This window comes from Amycolatopsis sp. 3B14 (genome assembly GCF_050958625.1).
Classification (GTDB): domain Bacteria; phylum Actinomycetota; class Actinomycetes; order Mycobacteriales; family Pseudonocardiaceae; genus Amycolatopsis_E; species Amycolatopsis_E thermoflava.
Window position 1 is genome coordinate 83,197 of sequence record NZ_JBHZEN010000060.1, and the last position, 15,868, is coordinate 99,064.

Annotated in this window: 19 protein-coding genes and 1 pseudogene; 5 read left to right on the forward strand and 15 right to left on the reverse strand. The window is 72.9% G+C overall.

Translation table 11 applies throughout. The annotated features are described in order from the left end of the window. Position 1 precedes the first annotated feature (1 nt). From ACCP09_RS30840 to ACCP09_RS30855, 4 genes are read right to left on the reverse strand one after another with little or no spacing between them, the layout of a single operon-like run. On the reverse strand, positions 2-766 hold the full coding sequence (locus tag ACCP09_RS30840) for a GvpL/GvpF family gas vesicle protein (RefSeq protein ID WP_027929988.1): 765 nt from the start codon (positions 764-766) through the stop codon (positions 2-4). Continuing rightward, positions 763-1,161 (reverse strand): gas vesicle protein GvpJ, encoded by a 399-nt coding sequence (gvpJ, locus tag ACCP09_RS30845; RefSeq protein ID WP_027929989.1) that lies wholly within the window; start codon positions 1,159-1,161, stop codon positions 763-765. The genes ACCP09_RS30840 and gvpJ overlap by 4 nt, the downstream gene beginning before the upstream one ends. After that, entirely contained in the window at positions 1,158-2,189 is a 1,032-nt protein-coding gene (locus ACCP09_RS30850) for an SRPBCC family protein (RefSeq protein WP_433752196.1), read from the reverse strand. Before ACCP09_RS30850 ends, gvpJ begins: the two co-directional genes overlap by 4 nt. A gap of 5 nt (positions 2,190-2,194) precedes the next feature. Beyond that, on the reverse strand, positions 2,195-2,788 hold the full coding sequence (locus ACCP09_RS30855; protein ID WP_027929991.1) for a hypothetical protein: 594 nt from the start codon (positions 2,786-2,788) through the stop codon (positions 2,195-2,197). 292 nt (positions 2,789-3,080) lie between these two features. On the opposite strand from ACCP09_RS30855, the gene ACCP09_RS30860 reads away from it, so the two are divergent. Next, on the forward strand, positions 3,081-3,611 hold the full coding sequence (locus ACCP09_RS30860; RefSeq protein ID WP_433752198.1) for a helix-turn-helix domain-containing protein: 531 nt from the start codon (positions 3,081-3,083) through the stop codon (positions 3,609-3,611). Positions 3,612-3,754: 143 nt separating this feature from the next. On the opposite strand, the gene ACCP09_RS30865 is transcribed toward ACCP09_RS30860, so the two are convergent. The 3 genes from ACCP09_RS30865 to ACCP09_RS30875 all read right to left on the reverse strand — a co-directional run bounded on the left by ACCP09_RS30865 (position 3,755) and on the right by ACCP09_RS30875 (position 6,121). Further along, complete coding sequence (locus tag ACCP09_RS30865) at positions 3,755-4,993, reverse strand: sulfite oxidase (protein WP_433752200.1); 1,239 nt, start codon at positions 4,991-4,993, stop codon at positions 3,755-3,757. Between the two features lie 26 nt (positions 4,994-5,019). Continuing rightward, entirely contained in the window at positions 5,020-5,265 is a 246-nt protein-coding gene (locus tag ACCP09_RS30870) for a hypothetical protein (protein ID WP_228684650.1), read from the reverse strand. Positions 5,266-5,329: 64 nt separating this feature from the next. Beyond that, on the reverse strand, positions 5,330-6,121 hold the full coding sequence (locus ACCP09_RS30875) for an ArsR/SmtB family transcription factor (RefSeq protein ID WP_027929995.1): 792 nt from the start codon (positions 6,119-6,121) through the stop codon (positions 5,330-5,332). A gap of 83 nt (positions 6,122-6,204) precedes the next feature. Between ACCP09_RS30875 and ACCP09_RS30880 the strand changes: the two genes are divergently transcribed. After that, positions 6,205-7,134: a LysR family transcriptional regulator gene (locus ACCP09_RS30880; protein ID WP_433752202.1), complete on the forward strand. Its 930-nt coding sequence runs from the start codon at positions 6,205-6,207 to the stop codon at positions 7,132-7,134. Here the strand turns inward: ACCP09_RS30880 and ACCP09_RS30885 are convergent. The 6 genes and pseudogenes from ACCP09_RS30885 to ACCP09_RS30910 all read right to left on the reverse strand — a co-directional run. Next, positions 7,083-7,316: pseudogene (locus tag ACCP09_RS30885) on the reverse strand (sigma factor-like helix-turn-helix DNA-binding protein); the annotation flags it as partial. The gene ACCP09_RS30880 and the pseudogene ACCP09_RS30885 overlap by 52 nt on opposite strands. 124 nt (positions 7,317-7,440) lie before the next feature. Then, a complete protein-coding gene (locus ACCP09_RS30890) occupies positions 7,441-7,797 on the reverse strand; it encodes a hypothetical protein (protein ID WP_027929998.1) in 357 nt (118 codons plus the stop codon). 76 nt (positions 7,798-7,873) lie between these two features. Then, positions 7,874-8,389, reverse strand: coding sequence for a sugar O-acetyltransferase (locus ACCP09_RS30895; protein ID WP_123687384.1), 516 nt, complete (start codon positions 8,387-8,389; stop codon positions 7,874-7,876). Positions 8,390-8,413: 24 nt separating this feature from the next. After that, entirely contained in the window at positions 8,414-9,202 is a 789-nt protein-coding gene (locus tag ACCP09_RS30900) for a cyclase family protein (RefSeq protein WP_433752205.1), read from the reverse strand. A 3-nt stretch (positions 9,203-9,205) separates the two neighbouring features. Continuing rightward, a complete protein-coding gene (locus tag ACCP09_RS30905; protein ID WP_027930001.1) occupies positions 9,206-10,489 on the reverse strand; it encodes an MFS transporter in 1,284 nt (427 codons plus the stop codon). Continuing rightward, a complete protein-coding gene (locus ACCP09_RS30910; RefSeq protein ID WP_433752207.1) occupies positions 10,486-11,685 on the reverse strand; it encodes a M20 metallopeptidase family protein in 1,200 nt (399 codons plus the stop codon). Before ACCP09_RS30910 ends, ACCP09_RS30905 begins: the two co-directional genes overlap by 4 nt. Positions 11,686-11,798: 113 nt before the next feature. Here ACCP09_RS30910 and ACCP09_RS30915 point away from each other — a divergent pair, with 113 nt between their 5' ends. Further along, positions 11,799-12,806: an Lrp/AsnC family transcriptional regulator gene (locus ACCP09_RS30915; RefSeq protein WP_433752209.1), complete on the forward strand. Its 1,008-nt coding sequence runs from the start codon at positions 11,799-11,801 to the stop codon at positions 12,804-12,806. A 3-nt stretch (positions 12,807-12,809) separates the two neighbouring features. Here the strand turns inward: ACCP09_RS30915 and ACCP09_RS30920 are convergent, their stop codons facing one another. Both ACCP09_RS30920 and sigJ read right to left on the reverse strand, forming a co-directional pair. Further along, positions 12,810-13,154 carry an MmcQ/YjbR family DNA-binding protein gene (locus tag ACCP09_RS30920; protein ID WP_433752211.1) on the reverse strand — a complete coding sequence of 115 codons (345 nt, stop codon included), beginning with the start codon at positions 13,152-13,154 and terminating at the stop codon, positions 12,810-12,812. A 48-nt stretch (positions 13,155-13,202) separates the two neighbouring features. Then, entirely contained in the window at positions 13,203-14,084 is an 882-nt protein-coding gene (sigJ, locus tag ACCP09_RS30925; protein ID WP_027930004.1) for an RNA polymerase sigma factor SigJ, read from the reverse strand. Between the two features lie 124 nt (positions 14,085-14,208). Here sigJ and ACCP09_RS30930 point away from each other — a divergent pair, with 124 nt between their 5' ends. Together ACCP09_RS30930 and ACCP09_RS30935 are read left to right on the forward strand one after the other, a co-directional pair. Beyond that, on the forward strand, positions 14,209-15,192 hold the full coding sequence (locus ACCP09_RS30930) for a GlxA family transcriptional regulator (protein ID WP_433752213.1): 984 nt from the start codon (positions 14,209-14,211) through the stop codon (positions 15,190-15,192). A gap of 66 nt (positions 15,193-15,258) precedes the next feature. Beyond that, a complete protein-coding gene (locus ACCP09_RS30935) occupies positions 15,259-15,861 on the forward strand; it encodes an isochorismatase family protein (protein ID WP_378331863.1) in 603 nt (200 codons plus the stop codon). The last annotated feature ends 7 nt before the right edge of the window (positions 15,862-15,868 follow it).

Consider the following 15,868-nt stretch of genomic DNA (forward strand, 5'->3'; position numbering starts at 1 on the left):
GCTACGCCTCCGGCCGTTGTGTCACGACGAAGTCGTATGCCGCGAGCGGGCCCAGCAGGCGCACCTCGGCGCGGCCCGACCAGTCCCGCGCGACGCGGTCGACGGCTTCCTCCAGATCGGACTGCTTGGCCGTCTCGACGAGGCACGCGAGATGCACCGCGTCCTCTTCGTGCGTCGGCTCGCGCGGGGCGATCTGGGCGCCGATCCCGGCGAGCGCGTCGGCGACCCGCTTGGTGTCGGCCTCGCGGCGGGCGGCGATCGCGTTGCCGATCCCCTCGCCCAGCGCGATCCGCTCGTTGCGCGTGGCGTCCTCGGACTTCCCGCGGATCGCCTCGCGCAGCTGGGCGAGCTGCTCGTCGGACTCGAGGATCTCGCGGAGGATGGTCTCCTCCACGTAGCGCGCCTTGACGACGTACTGCGCCTTGCCCTCCAGCTCGTCCAGTGCCGCGACGAAGTCGTCCTGGTTGGCTTCGAGCAGTTCGGTGCGCACGGCGTCCTCGTCGGTGACCACGGCGCCGAAGCGCAACGGCAGCACCGGCACCTCGGCGGCGGCCGCGTCGAGCAGCGACGCGTGGGCGGTGAGGTCCTCGGGCCGCCCGAGCGGCTTGTCCCTCGGCACCTCGCTCACCAGCGCGGCGATCCGGTCGTGCTTGACCGCGCGGACCTCGGCGGGCGGGTCGCCGACGCCGCGGGCCTCCGGATCGGTCTCCACGTCGGACGGCACGATGCCGTACACGTAGACCACCGTCTCGCGCTCCTCGGTCATCGCCCACCGTCCTTCCGGCGCCCGGCGCGCTCCGGCTCCTCGTTGCCGCCGAGGAGGTCCTGCAGCTTGTCACCGGCGGCTTCGAGCGCTCCCCGTGTCTTCGCCTTGGCGCCGCCGGAGGTCACGTCCTCCAGCAGGTCCGGCAGGCCCTTCTGCTCGGTGTCGGAGATGTCGAGCCGGTTCACCGCCTCCGCGAACCGCAGGTAGGTGTCCACGCTCGCGATGACGACCCGCGCGTCGATGGTCAGCAGTTCGATCCCGACCAGCGACACGCGCACGTAGGCGTCCAGGACGAGTCCCTTGTCCAGGATGGTGTCGATCACGTCCGCGAGACTGCTGGAGGTGGGCCGGTCCAGGCCCCCGCCACCGCCCGACGGCTGCACCGCTGTCGTCATCGCCTGCTCCCCCGTCCTCTGCCCGCCGACGCCCGGGCACGTGTACGCCGCGCCGGCGGTTCCTCGGCCTCTTCTTCGGGTTCTTCTTCTTCGGGTTCTTCCTCGTCGGGCGCCTCGGCCTCGTCGGCCTCGGGTTCCTCGGGTTCTTCCTCGTTCCCGGGTTCCTCGTCGCCGTCCTGGACCTCGCCGTCGTGGATCTCGCCGCGCCAGCCCTCGACGTCGTCCGGGTGCAGGATCGCCTCGGTCATCACGTGCCGCTGGAAGTGCTTGAGCTCCAGCCGCGCGCGCCGCCCCTGGGCCCGCCAGATGTTGCCGGTGCGCTCGAACAGCCCCTGCGGGTGGTACTCCAGCACCAGCACGACGCGGGTCAGGTCCGGGGTCAGCTCGTGGAAGGTCACCGCGCCGTCGACGTGGCCCTTCTCGCCCTCGGACCGCCACACGATGCGCTCGTTGGGGACCTGTTCGAGGATCGTGGACTCCCACGTGCGGTGCGACCAGAAGATCTGCGCCTTCCACGTCAGCTTCTCGTCGCTGGTCTGGTCGACGTTCTCGACCTTCTTCATGAAGCGCGGGAACTCGGTGAAGCGGGTCCACTGGTCGTAGACCAGGTCGATCGGGGCGCCGATGTCGGCCTGCTCGACGATGTTGGTGACCTTGAGCTTGCCGCCCCCGCCACCGCCGCCGCCGCCGCCGACGGCGTCCTTCACCTTGTCCGCGAGCCCGGAAAGCCCGCCCTTGACCGCGCCCATCATGGCCTTGCCCTTGACGCTGGGCTTGCCGCCGGTGACGGCTTCGATCAGGCCGCCACCGCCGCCACCCGAGGCGTAGTCCTGCAGGCGGCCGGAGGTCGAGGTGATCCGGTTCGCCAGCGAGGTCGACGCGCGGGTGGTGACCGCGCCGGCCAGTTTGCGCAGGGCTTCGGTCAGCTCGGTGGACGGCTTCGGCGCGGCGTCGGCCACGCCGGAGACCGTGTCGGTGGCCGCGCCGGTGGCCTTGTCGAGGGTCTTCCTGATCTGGTCGGTCGCCATGGCGCTCACCTCCGCGCCCGGCGGACCGGGGTGCGAGCGGCAGCCGCCCGGCCGGTGCGGCGCGCCCGGGTCGGAGCGGGCTCTTCGTCTTCGTCTTCGTCCTCGGGCTCGGGTTCCGGTTCGGCCCGGCGGCGCCGGGTGGCGGTGCGGCGGGCGCGCGCCGGTGGCGCGGGCTCCTCCTCGGGCTCCTCCTCCGGCTCCTCCTGGGTCTCTTCGTCCTCTTCGGGCGCTTCTTCGGACCGGTCCTCGGTCTCCTCGTCGGTCTCCTCCGGCTCCTCTTCCGCGCCCTCGTCCCCGGACGGGCGCTTGGCACCGTCCTGGAGACGTTCGCTGAGCGACTCGATGCGCTGCGAGGCCGCCGTCACCGCGGCCGCCTTCGCCGCGCTCAGCAGCTGGTCGCGGGCGACGTCGGTCAGTTTCGTCAGCTCCGCGGACGATCCGAGCTGGCTCAGGCCGTTCTGCAGCAGCTTCCCCGGCGTGACGCCGGTCTTGCCGGTCGCCCCCGCGGCCGCGATCATCAGCGCCAGGCGCATCTTCTTCGTGCGGCCCAGTAGGTAGCCGAGCCCGACACCGAGGGCGACACGCGATCCTGCCTTCATTCGTAAGTCCTCCTGACTCCGGCGATTGGCGAGTCCTGCCGACAACCCACGCGCCACCCCCCGAACTCATCGGGGCGAGCAGGATGTACCGGCCGAGAACTACCCCGCGGCCACACCGGAAAAACTGCGAGCGGCGCGCGAAAAACAATTTCCAGGAAACGATCTCTCTTCAAGATCTACTCACGGCTTGCCTACTGGCGCGTAAGAAACGCGGTTCAACAGCTCGTCTTGCGCGGCGGCGTCCGACGTGGACTTATACTCCGGGCAATCGCCGCGACAATTCACCGGGAAAATGGGTGACGAAACGAGTACCGATAGCGAGGGAATCGAGAGCGGATCCGCTGTCACCGGAACCGCGGCGAAGTTGCTGTCGGCTGCCCGCGCGCAGCGGCGAATGTCGCAACGGGAACTGGCGCGCCTGGCCGGCGTGCCACAGTCGACGGTGGCGACGATCGAGGCGGGCCGCCGCCAGCCATCGGTCGCGATGCTCGAACGCCTCCTGCGCGCCGCGGGGTTCCACCTGGCCACCGAACTCGTGAACGCGCTGCGCCCGAGCGAACTCCTGGAGCGGCAGCGCCGGAGCGTCACCGAGGTCCTCGCGCGGTACCCGGTCACGCGGGCGTGGCTGACCGGCCCCGCCGCCCGCGGCGAGGACCGCCCGGACTCCGACCTCGACCTGGTGGTGGCGCTACGCCCCGGCGCGGCGGCCGGCGATGTCGCCGGGCTGGCCGGGGAACTGTCCACGGTGCTCGGCTGCCCGGTCGCCGTGACGACCGGCGACCCGGGCGGTGGAGAGAACTTCTTCTACACGCGCACGGCTTAGGTCGTGTCCGGTAGGGGATCCGGGCGACCGCGATCCCGTCGAGCAGCGGCAACAGTTGCGGGTTGTCGCCGGCGTGACCACGGGTGAGCAGCACCCGCATCAGCAGGCCTCGCCACCTCACCCCGACCCACCACAACCCAAGATCAAGCACCCAAGGCCGGATCAACCACCGGACACGACCTAGACCACCACCACCGGGGTCGCGCCCAGCGCCCGTCGCGCGTGGCGGCGGGCCAGGACCGCGCCACCGGCCCGCGACTTGAAACCGCCACCACCGGGTGGCGGACGACGGCGCCGAACAGGTAGCCCTGCGTGTTGTACGGCTCGGTGTCCGGCTGGGCCACACCGTGGCGGTCCACCGCGCGCGCCCGCAGCGTGTGCTCGCCCGGGTGCGGGCGCCACCGCAGCGTCCACCGCTGCCACCCGCGGCCGCTGCCGACGAACTCGGCGCGCCGCCAGGTGCGGCCGTCGTCGGTGCTCACCTCGACCCGGCGGATGCCGCCGGAGCCGGACCAGGACCGGCCGCGCAGCACGTGCTCCCGGCCCGCGGCGAGGGTCGCCCGCCACGGCAGTTCGAACACGCTCTTGGTGTTCTGCCGCGTCACCAGCACCCCTTCGGGCGGGTAGTCCGGGCCGGTCAGCCGGTAGTACTGCGTGTCCCACGGCGAGTCGAGCGGGGTGCGGGACACCTGGATGCGGCCGAGCCACTTGATGGACGCGATGCCGATCCAGCCCGGCACCACCAGCCGGGCCGGGAAGCCGTGGTCCGGCGGCAGCGGTTCGCCGTTCATCTCGTACGCGACCAGCACGTCGTCGAGCGCCTTGCCCACCGGCAGCGGGCGCCGCACCCGGCCCAGGTTCACCCCGCCGGTGACGTAGTCGGCGTCGAGGCCTTCGGGCAGCACGTCGACGGCGTCGCGGGCGAGGCCGGCCCGGTGCAGCAGCGTGGCCAGCGGCACGCCCCGCCAGCGCGCCACCCCGATCGCACCGAGCCGCCACGCGGTGCCGGCGACGGTCTGCCCCTGCTGGGAGGTGAAGAAGCTGCGCCCGTTGCCCGCGCACTCGATGGCCGCGGTGATCGTCTCCGACGGCAGGCGCAGCAGGTCGTCGTAGGTGACGGTGACCGGGCCGCCGCGCAGCCCGTCGCCGGTGATCTCCAGGCGCCAGGTCCGCGCGTCGAGCAGCGGGGTGGCGGTGTGGTTGCGCACGAAGAACCGGGACACCGGCACGACGTCGCCGACCGGGTGCGGCGAGTCCCACCGCAGCTCGGCGTTCGTGCCGAGCACGGTGAAGTCCTCCGGTGGCAGCGGTTTCACGATGGGAGTGTCGGCCGCCGCGGCCGCCGTTGTCCACACCGGACCGGCCGCGGCGACCCCCGCCATGCCGAGCACGGTCCGCCGCCGCACGTTCACAGCGCGAGGTCCGCGGCGAGCACGTGGAAGGCTTCCCGTTCCCGTCCGGAGAGCGGCACCGTGAGACGGTCCGCCGGATGGCCCAGGGGCGGGTAATCCGGACGGGGCAACGCGAACCCGACGTCGTAGGGCGCGCCGACCGGGACCATCGCGTGACCGATGCTGCCGAGCGCGCGCCCGAACGCGCGGAGGATCCGGGCCACCGTCACCACCCCCTGAGCCGTGGAAGTTCCTCCGATCATGGGGGATCCCGGGCGTTGCGCGGTAGCCGTCCCACAGAGCGGGCGGCCGCTCAGCGCGGCGGGGTCAGGCGTGCGCCGCCGACATCTCCCATGGCGCCTGCGGCAGCACGTCACCGGTCTCCAGCAGCGACTTCAGGTTCGCCAGCACCGCGGGCCAGCCGCTGGAGATGCCGTTGCGCATCTCCTCGTTGGGCAGCCTCTCGTGGGTCACGGTGAGGCGCACGATCTCCTCGTGAGGCTCGACGAGGAACGTGACCACCGACGGATCGCGCGACTCGCCCAGCGAATCCTCGAACGTGATCACCAGCCGGGTCGGCGGCTCGGACTCGAGCACCTTGCCCACCACGTCCACAGCGCCCGACCCGTCCACGCGGCGGTGCTCCCACACCGAACCGGGCTGCCAGTCGGAGATGTTGGCGTGCCCCCAGTAGCGGGCGGTCAGGTCCGCGTCGGTGAGCGCCCGCCACACCTGGTCGGCGCTCGCGCGGATGTAGGTGACGTAGACGTAGTCCGGGACGGTCATGGCGTACTCCTCTGCCTGGTCTTTGATGGCCGCGAGCACACGCAGCCGGGGTTTGTCGAACTCGGCGATCCAGCGCTGCTCGATCTCATGGATGGGCCCGGGGTTGAGGTAGTGCAGGCGTTCCCGGCCGCGGCGCACCACGGTCACGAGGTTGGCCCGCACCAGGACGTCGAGGTGCTGGGTCGCCGACTGACGGGCCATGCCCAGCGGCTCGCACACCTGGCTCAGGGTCTGCCCGTTCTGCTCCCGCAGGCGGTCGAGCAGCAGCCGCCGGGTCGGGTCGGCCAGTGCCTTGAACACCACGTCCATCGCTTCCGCGCTCACGCCGACCATTATGCAGGTAATTACCTGCCTTTTGTCAACAACGGCTTCGACGCGGCGGCACAACCGCTGGTTGTGGCAGTAGGTTCGGCGTCGTGGATCTCGAGGCGGTGCGCACCTTCGCCGCGGTCGCCGCGGCGGGCCGGTTCCAGGCGGCCGCGGACGAGCTGGGCGTCACGCAGCAGGCGGCGTCGAAACGGGTGGCCGGCCTGGAGCGGCAGCTCGGCGTGCGGCTGTTCGTGCGCGCGGCCGGGGGTGTGCGGCTGACGGTGGACGGGCAGGCGTTCCTGCCGCACGCCCGCGAACTGCTCCGCGCGGCCGAGCGCGCGCTGACGGCGGTCACGCCGGGGCGGCGGGCGCTGCGGATCGACGTGCTGAACCGGCGGGTCGCGGCCGCCGGCATCCTGCACGATTTCTACCGGCAGCAGCCCGGCATCGAACTGGACGTGGTGACCCTGACCGTGGACGCCGCGTCGGCGCTGGCCGAGGTCGGCGCGGGCACGCTCGACGCCACCTTCCGGTCGCTGCGGGCGACCGCGGGGAAGGTGCCGGCCGGGCTGCGGGCGGCGCGCGTGATCGACGACCGGCACCAGGTGCTGGTCGGTCCGCGGCACCCGCTGGCGCGCGCGGCGGCGGTGACGCTCGCCGAGCTCGCCGGGCACCCGATCTGGATGCCCGGCCTCGCCGACACCGAGGCGAAGGGCTACTACGAAGACCTCGCGGCCGCGTTCGGGCTGACCATCGACACGATCGGGCCGAGCTTCGGGGTCGAAGCGCTGCTCGCGGAGATCGCCGACTCGGCCCGGCTGGCCACCTTCGTCGGCGAGGGCTCGCGGTACCTGTGGCCGGAGAGCTACGACCTGCGCCGGATCCCGGTCGTCGGCCCGACGCCGGTGTACCCGCACTCGGTGATCTGGCGGGCCGACAACGCCCACCCGGTGCTGGCGAGCTTCCTCGGCTACCTGCACAGCCGCTACCGGGCCACCGCGGGCGGGGACGTCTGGGTGCCGGAGTGGGCGCGCTGAGCCTTCGCGGCGAGGGCCTTGCGCAGGCTCGCGAGCGCCCGGTACTGCGCGACGCGCACGGCGCCCGGGGTCGACCCGACGACCTCGGCCGTCTCCTGCGCGGACCACCCGGCGACCACTCGCAGCACGACGATCTCGCGTTGCTTGTCCGGCAGCACCCGCAGCAAGGCCGACATCCGTCGCTCAGTTCGCCGAGGACGAGCTCGGTCACCGCGTCCTCGGAGACCGGCCACCCGAGCTTGCGGAGGGGCATGGCGCGCTCCACCGGTAAGTGACGCACGGCGGGCACAGGCGACCGAGAAATCTTCAGGCGGCGCGCCGCACCGCGCGGGATGCCGCGGCGAGGCTCGCTTCGCAGGCGGTGATCAGTTGCGCGTCGGCGCGGGTGTGGCTTCCCCGGGCGCACTTGGGGCACCTCAGGGCGACCGTGCCGAGCACCTCGTCGACCGCCACCTCCAGCGCGCGTTTGCAGGGGCGGCACCACCGGTGCCCGCTGACCTGGCTGACGTGCAGGTCGCTGTGGCAGCACTGGTGGATCCACCGCCGGTGCACCGGGCAGGTGATCCGGTCCAGCGGGTCCAGGAAACCGCACTCCTCGGCGTGGTCCTCGGCGACGAGCGCGTCGTCCAGTGCGATCCGGGTCAGCAGCGTCGTGGTGGTCATCGCTCTCGTCCTTCCTCCTCGTCCTTACCGGTACGTCGAACCACCACACGCCGGATCGACGGGACGGGGAGGAAATTCAGAGTTTCTTCACCACGCGCGCCGGGTTGCCGACCGCCACCACGTCCGGCGGCAGATCGCGCGTCACCACCGACCCCGCGCCCACCACCGTGTTCTCCCCGATCGTCACGCCGGGGCACACGATCACCCCACCACCGAGCCACACGTTGTCGTGCAGGGTGATCGGCTCCGCGGCCTCCCACTTGTCCCGCCGCAGCCGCGCGTCGAGCGGGTGGGTGGGGGTCAGCAGCTGGACGCCGGGGCCGATCTGCGCGTCCGCGCCGATCGTGATCGGGGCGACGTCCAGCAGCACCGCGCCGTAGTTGAGGAACGCGCGCGGCCCGACGGTGACGTGCGAGCCGTAGTCGACGTACAGCGGCGGCCGCACCTCGGTGTCCTCCCCGACCGAGCCCAGCAGCTCACGCAGCACCGCCGGGTCCCCGCCGTCGTTGAACCGCCGCTGCAGTTCCGCCGCACGGCGCAGCGAGGCCTGCAGCTCCGGGTCGTCCGCGCGGTACAGCTCCCCCGCGAGCATCCGTTCCTTCTGACCGGTCACGCGTCACCACACTGCCAGCGGCCGCACGGGCGCGCCAGTGGCCCCGACGACCGGCAGCGGCGCGCACACGAACAGGAACTCCGCCGGCCCGGCCGCCGCCAGCTCCTCCAGGTTCATCACCTCGATGATGTTGATCCCGTTCTCCTGCAACAGGATCCGGTGCACCGGCAGCCGCCCCAGCCCCGCCTCCGGGCCGATCTGCTCCAGCGCGATCGTGTCGCCGCCGACCGCGCGCACCCCGCGCTCGGCCAGCCACTCCGCGCCGCTCGCATCCAGTCCCGGCACGCCACCCTCGCCGCCGAGGTAGTCCGCAGGCCGGTCCCACAGCTGCGCCCACCCGGTGCGGACGAGGGCGACGTCCCCAGCGTGCACGTCCAGACCGGTCGCGGCGAGATCCTCCGCGGTGACGGCCTCCCCCGGTCCGAGCCGCGGCACCTCCCGCAGCCGCGGGATGTCGAACAGCACCCCGCGGCACAGGATCGGCGGCACCGCCTCGATGCCGCCGACCCGGTAGCGTCCCCGCTCCAGCGCCTGCGCCACCGGCACCCCGCCGTGCAGGACGCCGTCGGCCGCGACGTGGCTGACCGCGTCCATGTGGGTGCCGACGTGCCCGCCCATCACGATCAGCTCGTGCGACCCGGTGAGGCCGTCCTCGCGGACGATGTCACCGTGCCGCTGGGCGAGCGCGAACCGGAACGGCGGGTGCGTCGGCGAGGACGGCATGCCGTTCTCCAGCGGCTGCGAGAGGTCGGCGATGCGGTGGCCGTCGGTCAGCGCGTCCAGCAGGGACATGGTTCAGCTCAGTTCCTTGGCTCGGGTCTCGGGCAGGGTGGCGATGGCGGCGGTGGACACCAGCATCAGCAGGACGAGGTATCCGGTGAAGGCGGACCGGCCGAACTCGGCGCCCACCCACGCCTGAAGATACGGCGCGGTCCCGCCGAAGGCCGCGACGGCGATCGAGTACGGCACGGCGAGCCCCAGTGCGCGGATCGCGGTCGGGAACATCTCCGCGTACACCGCGGGCAGGATCGACACGCCCGCGGAGATGAACACCGCCGCCAGGCTCATGCCCAGGAACAGCTGCCACGCGCTGGTGCGCACGAGGAACTGCACCGGGAACAGCAGCGCCGCGCACCCGAGGGTGGAGATCAGCAGCACCGGCTTGCGTCCGATCCGGTCCGACAGCATGCCCCAGAACGGCATCGTGACCATGAGGATCACCGCCGACCCGACCCCGGCCCACAGCGCGGCGGTCGACCCGATGTGCAGGGAGCTGATCGCGTACGCCGGGGCGGCGATAACCCACGAGTAGTAGACGACGGTGAACCCGACGGACAGCCCGATCACCTGCAGCGCCTGCCTGCGGTGCTCCACGATCGCCGGCCACAGCCGGGCCTTCTCGCGCCGCCGCGACGCGGTGAACGTCTCGCTCTCGGCCAGGTTCCGTCGCATGTAGACGGCCACCAGCCCGAACACGCCGCCGAGCAGGAACGGGATGCGCCAGCCGAAGGACTGCATCTGCTCCGGCGTCAGCACGACCGTGAGGACGAGCCCCAGCACGACGCCGACGGTGTTGCCGAAGACGCTGGCGATGTAGATCAGGCTGGACCACCGCCCGCGCTGGGCCGCGGGCGCCATTTCGGACAGGTAGGTCTGCGCCGACGGCAGTTCCCCGCCGCAGGCCAGGCCCTGCACCACGCGGGCGAGCAGCAGGATCAGCGACGCCCACGCTCCGACGGCGGCGTAGGTGGGGGCGACACCGATGGCGAAGCTGGCGCCCGCGATGGTCGCGACCGTCACCGTCATCGCGGTCCGCCGCCCGGCGCGGTCGGCGAACCAGCCGAACAGCAGCCCGCCCAGCGGCCGCGCGACGAACCCGACGGCGAACACGGCCAGGCTGGACAGCATCGCGGAGAACTGGTTGCCGCGGTCGAAGAACTGGGTGGCGAAGAACGGCACGAAGATCGCGTAGATGCCCCAGTCGTACCACTCGAGCGCGTGCCCGAGGCCGGTGCCGACGAGCGTGGTGGTGCGGCGCGTGGCCGGGGCCCGGGTGCCGCGCTGCGCGGTCTCGGTCATGGTCGGTCTCCTTCGGACGCGAGCCGGCGTCGTGCCAGCTCGGTGAACAGGGCCGCGCCGTCGGCGAGCACGGAGTCGTCGAACACGGCGTGCGGGCTGTGGTTGAACGCCGCCCGGCGCGGGTCGGCGCCGGCGGGCAGCGCGCCGAGGGCGAGGAAGCAGCCGGGCACCTCGGCCAGGACGCGGGAGAAGTCCTCGGCGCCGGCGATGGGGTTGGGCATGGTGGCGTAGCCGTCGTCGCCGAACGTCTCGCGCACCACGTCGCGGGCGAACGCGGTCTCGCCGTCGTCGTTGACCGTCGCGGGACGGGCTTCCAGGTACTCGGCGTCGGCCTCGACGTCGTGGGCCTGCGCGATGCCCCGCACCAGCCGGACCGCGGCGTCGCGCACGCGCTGCCCGGCGTCGCGGGAGAAGGTCCGGACGGTGGCCTCGAACCGCGCGGTCTCCGGGATGATGTTGCTGCGGGATCCCGCCCGCACCACCCCGACGGTGAGCACCACGGGGTCGAAGACGTCGAAGCGGCGGGTGACCATCGTCTGCAGCGCGGTGATCATCTCGGCGGCGACCGGCACCGGGTCGCGCGCCAGGTGCGGGGCGGAGCCGTGCCCGCCGCGGCCGCGCACGGTGACCGCGAAGGACGCCGAAGCGGCCATCATCGGCCCTGGCCTGCTGGTGAAACCGGGCTCGAACGTGGAGAACACGTGCAGCCCGTAGGCGGCCTCGACACGCGGGCCTGCGGCGTCGAGCACGCCTTCGTCGATCATGGCCCGCGCGCCCTCCCAGCCCTCCTCCCCCGGCTGGAACATGAACACCACGTCCCCGCCCAGCCGGTCGCGGCGGTCGGACAGCAGCCGGGCCGCGCCGGCGAGCATCGCGGTGTGCAGGTCGTGCCCGCAGGCGTGCATGGTCCCCTCGGCACGCGAGGCGTAGTCCAGCCCGGTCGCCTCCTGCACGGGCAGCCCGTCCATGTCGGCGCGCAGCAGCACCGCCCGGCCGGAGTCGGCGCCCCGGAGCACGGCGGTGACCGCGGTGGAGCTGCGGCCGGTGGTGATCTCCAGCGGCAGGCCGTCCAGCGCCGCGAGCACGCGCTCCTGCGTGCGGGGCAGGTGCAGGCCGACCTCCGGCTCGCGGTGCAGGTCCCGCCGCAGCCGGATGAGGTCCTCCGCCATCGCCCTGGCGTCCGCCACGACCGACATCCGTTCTCGCCCTCCTCGTCGTCACGTTGTTCCCAGGAGTTTGCGCAACGGCTACCCTTTGGCCGCCGAAATCGAATGATTCGCGCACCGTTTCCGGGATCGGGGAGGTTTTCGTGCATCCGGATCTGGACGAGCGGGACCTCGAGCTGCTCCACGGGATGCAGATCGCGCCGCGGGTGACCTGGGCGGACGCGGCCAGGATCCTGGGCACGACCCCGGCGACGGTGGCGGCGCGCTGGGCCCGCCTGCGGGAGGCCGGGGTGGCGTGGGTGACGGCCCACCCCGGCGGCGACTACCGGCGAGTCGTCCTGGCCCTGGTCGAGGTGGACTGCCTGCCCGGCGCGCGGGACGAGGTGGTGCGGGCGGTGTGCGCGGATCCGCGGGCGGTCACCGTCGAGGAGTCGACGCGCGGCCGGGACCTGCTGCTCACCGTGATCACCCCCGACCTGGCCGGGCTCACCACGTTCGTGCTCGACGACCTGCCGCGGATGCCCGGCCTGCAGCGGCAGCGCACGCACGTCGTCAGCGCCACCCACCGCGACGGCAGCTCGTGGCGGCTGGACGCGCTGAACCGGTCGCAGGAGCTGGCGTTCGATGCCGCCGCCCGGGCCACCCGCCCGGCGCCGGGCGTGACCCCGCCGCCGAACGCGGGTCCGCTGATCTCCGCGCTGGCGCACGACGGGCGGCGCACGGCCGCCGAGCTCGCGTCGCTGACCGGCCGCAACCCGGCGACCGTGCGGCGGCAGCTGGCCCGGCTGCTCGCCTCGGGGCTGTTGTCGTTCCGGTGCGAGGTCGCCCAGTCGGTGTCGCGCTGGCCGATCAGCAGCACCTGGCTGGCCAGCGTCGCCCCGGCCGACCAGCAACGCACCGTCGACGCGATCACCACGCTGCCGGAGCTGCGGATGTGCCTGTCCACCACCGGCGACAGCAACATCGCGTTCACCGTGTGGACCCGGTCGCTGGCCGATCTGCTGCGCCTGGAGCGCCTCATCGGGGAGAAGCTGCCGTGGCTCACCGTGCGGGACAACGGGATCAACCTGCGCACCCCGAAGCGGATGGGCTGGCTGCTCACCGCGGACGGGCGCGCGACCGGCGAGATCGTGCCGCCCGTGACGTGGTGATCGCTAGCGCGGCAACGGCTGCGCGGCGATGAGCTCCTCCGGCGCGGACAGCCGCCACGCCTCGTAGACCAGTTCGGCCAGCTCGTCGGCGTCGATGCCGGCCAGGTGGACCACCACCCAGCCGAACCCGCCGGCGGTGAACTGCTCCTCGAACACCTCCGGCCGCTCCGCGACCAGCGCCTGCTGCTCGATCAGCGTCTGCTTCAGCCCCACGGTCTCCGTGCGCGGCCAGTAGTAGCCGAACCGCTTGCCGCGCACGCTGAAGGACGTGTACTCGCTGCCCTTGCCGCGCTCGACCTCCGCCAGCGCGTCCACCATCTCGTGGAACTCCGCACTGCGCACGCTCATCGCCCACCCCCGTCGTCCGGGCACCAGCCTAGACAAACCGGGCAGGGGTCAGGAATCGGTCCAGGGCCGCAGTTTCTCCGGGTTGCGCACCGCCCAGATCCGGCTGACGCGGTCGCCGTCGACCTCGAACGCCAGCACCGCCTCGGTGCGGCCGGCGTGCCGGACCACCAGGCCGGGCTGGCCGTTGACCGGGCGTTCCTCAAGGCCCAGGCCGGGGGCCTGCTCGACGAGCGCGGCCATGTAGCGGGCGATCTCCGCCGCGCCTTCGATCGGGTGCGGCGCGGCGCTGACGAGCCCGCCGCCGTCGGCGACCACCGTCGCGCCGGGGTCGAGCAGGCCGACCAGCGCCCGGATGTCCCGGTTTTCCCACGCGCGCTTGAAGTTCCGCACGACCGCCGCCCGCTGCTCGGCGGAGGTGGCGGGCACCCGCGCGTCGCGGACGCGGCGCCGCGCCGACGTGGCCAGCTGACGGCACGCCGCGGGTGTGCGGCCGACGATCTCGGCGACCTCGGCGAACGGGTAGCCGAACACGTCGTGCAGCACGAACGCCACCCGCTCGGCCGGGGTCATCGCGTCGAGCACCACGAGGAAGGCCATGCTGACCGACTCGTCGAGCGTGACGCGGTCGGCCGGGTCGGCGGCGGACCCGCGGTCGGGCAGCGGCTCCGGGATCCACTCGCCGACGTACCGCTCGCGGCGGGCGCGGGCCGAGCCGAGCAGGTCGAGGCAGATCCGGCTGGCCACCGTCGTCAGCCACGCGCCCGGGGAGGCGATCGCCTCCTGCTGCGCGCGGGACAGGGAGTACCACCGGGCGTAGGTCTCCTGCACGACGTCCTCGGCGTCGGCCAGCGTGCCGAGCAGCCGGTAGGCGAGGTTGATCAGCTGGCGCCGCTCGCTGACGACGGCGCTCAGGCCCGGATCGGTGGTCATGGCGGCTCCCTCGGTGACGTGCTCCCCCTGTTCGACGAGACAGCGCCCTCGATTGTGAGGCGTGTCCGGATGTGACAGAACACCGTCATTGCCGCCATGGCCGGCCGCCGGTCACGATGGGTGCATGCCAACCACCCGCCGTGTCGTGATCGCGGTCTTCCCCGACGTCGACCTCCTCGACGTCACCGGCCCGGCCGAGGTGTTCACGCTGGCCAACCGGGCGACCCGGGGCTCGGCGGGCTACGTCGTCCAGCTCGCCGGACCGGACGGCGGCGTGGTGGCCACGTCGGCGGGGGTGCGGCTGGTGACGGATCTGGCGTTCGCCGACGTGGACGGCGCGCTGGACACGCTCCTGGTGCCCGGCGCGGTCGACCTGCGCCCGGACGGGCCGGTCGCGCGGATCGACCAGGAGGTGGTGACCTGGGTCAAGGCGACCGCGCCGCAGGCCCGCCGGGTCGCCTCGGTGTGCGTGGGAGCGCACGTGGTGGCCGCGGCCGGGCTGCTGGACGGCAAGACCGCCACCACCCACTGGTCGACCGCCGCGCAGCTGGCCGCCGACCACCCGGCGGTGCGGGTGGACCCCGACCCGATCTTCGTGCGCAGCGGGAACGTGTGGACCGGCGCCGGGATCAGCGCCTGCATGGACCTCGCGCTGGCGCTGGTGGCCGAGGACCTCGGCGAGGAGGTCGCCCTGGACGTGGCGCGGCAGCTGGTCATGTACCTCAAGCGCCAGGGCGGGCAGAGCCAGTTCTCGGTCCCGCTGAGCACGCCGCCCGCCTCCCGCCGGGACATCGACGAGCTGCGGATGTTCATCGCCGACCACCTCGACGGCGACCTGTCCACCGCGGCGCTGGCGGCCCGGATGTGCCTGAGCGAGCGGCATTTCGCCCGGGTCTTCCGGCAGGAGACCGGCCATCCGCCGGCCGCCTACGTCGAGGCCGCCCGGGTGGAGGCCGCGCGCCGTCTGCTGGAGAGCACCGACGAGCCGCTGGACCGGATCGCCGCGGCATGCGGGCTCGGCTCGGTGGAGACCCTGCACCGGGCGATGCGCAAGCAGATCGGCACCACGCCGGCGGCCTACCGACGCCGGTTCCGCACCACCGTCTGACCCGGTGATTCCGGGCGCGGCACTCCCGCCGCGCCTGCCGTTTCCCTGCCCAGAAGGAGTTTCGTCATGCCCGTTTCCCCGACCCTGCGGGACGTGTTGGGCCTCGGCGCCGGGCTGCCCCGGCTCGCCGACGCCACCGTCGTGCTGATCGACTTCCAGAACACCTACCGCACCGGGGTGATGGCCCTCGAAGGCGCCGAGCCCGCTCTCGCCGCGGCGGCCCGCCTGCTCGCCGCCGCCCGCGCGGCCGGCGCGCCGGTCGTGCACGTCATCAACGACGGCGGGCCCGGCAGCCCGTACGACATCCGGGCCGACATCGGCGCGATCAGCCCCGAGGTGTCGCCCGCCGAGGGTGAGCCCGTGGTGGTCAAGCGGTTCCCGGACGCCTTCCACGAGACCGGGCTGGAGAAGGTGCTGCGCGAGCTGGGTTCCGGCACGGAGCTGGTGCTGGCCGGTTTCATGACCCACATGTGCGTAACGTTCACCGCCCAGGGCGCCTTCAACCGCGGCTACCGCCCGACGGTCGTCGCCGAGGCCACCGCCACGCGGAGCCTGCCTGCCCCGGACGGCACGCCGGTGGCGGCGGGCACGCTGCGTACCGCGGCCCTGACGACGATCGGCGACCTGTTCGGCACGATCGCCCCGACGGTGGAGGACCTGATCCGCTGAACACTCC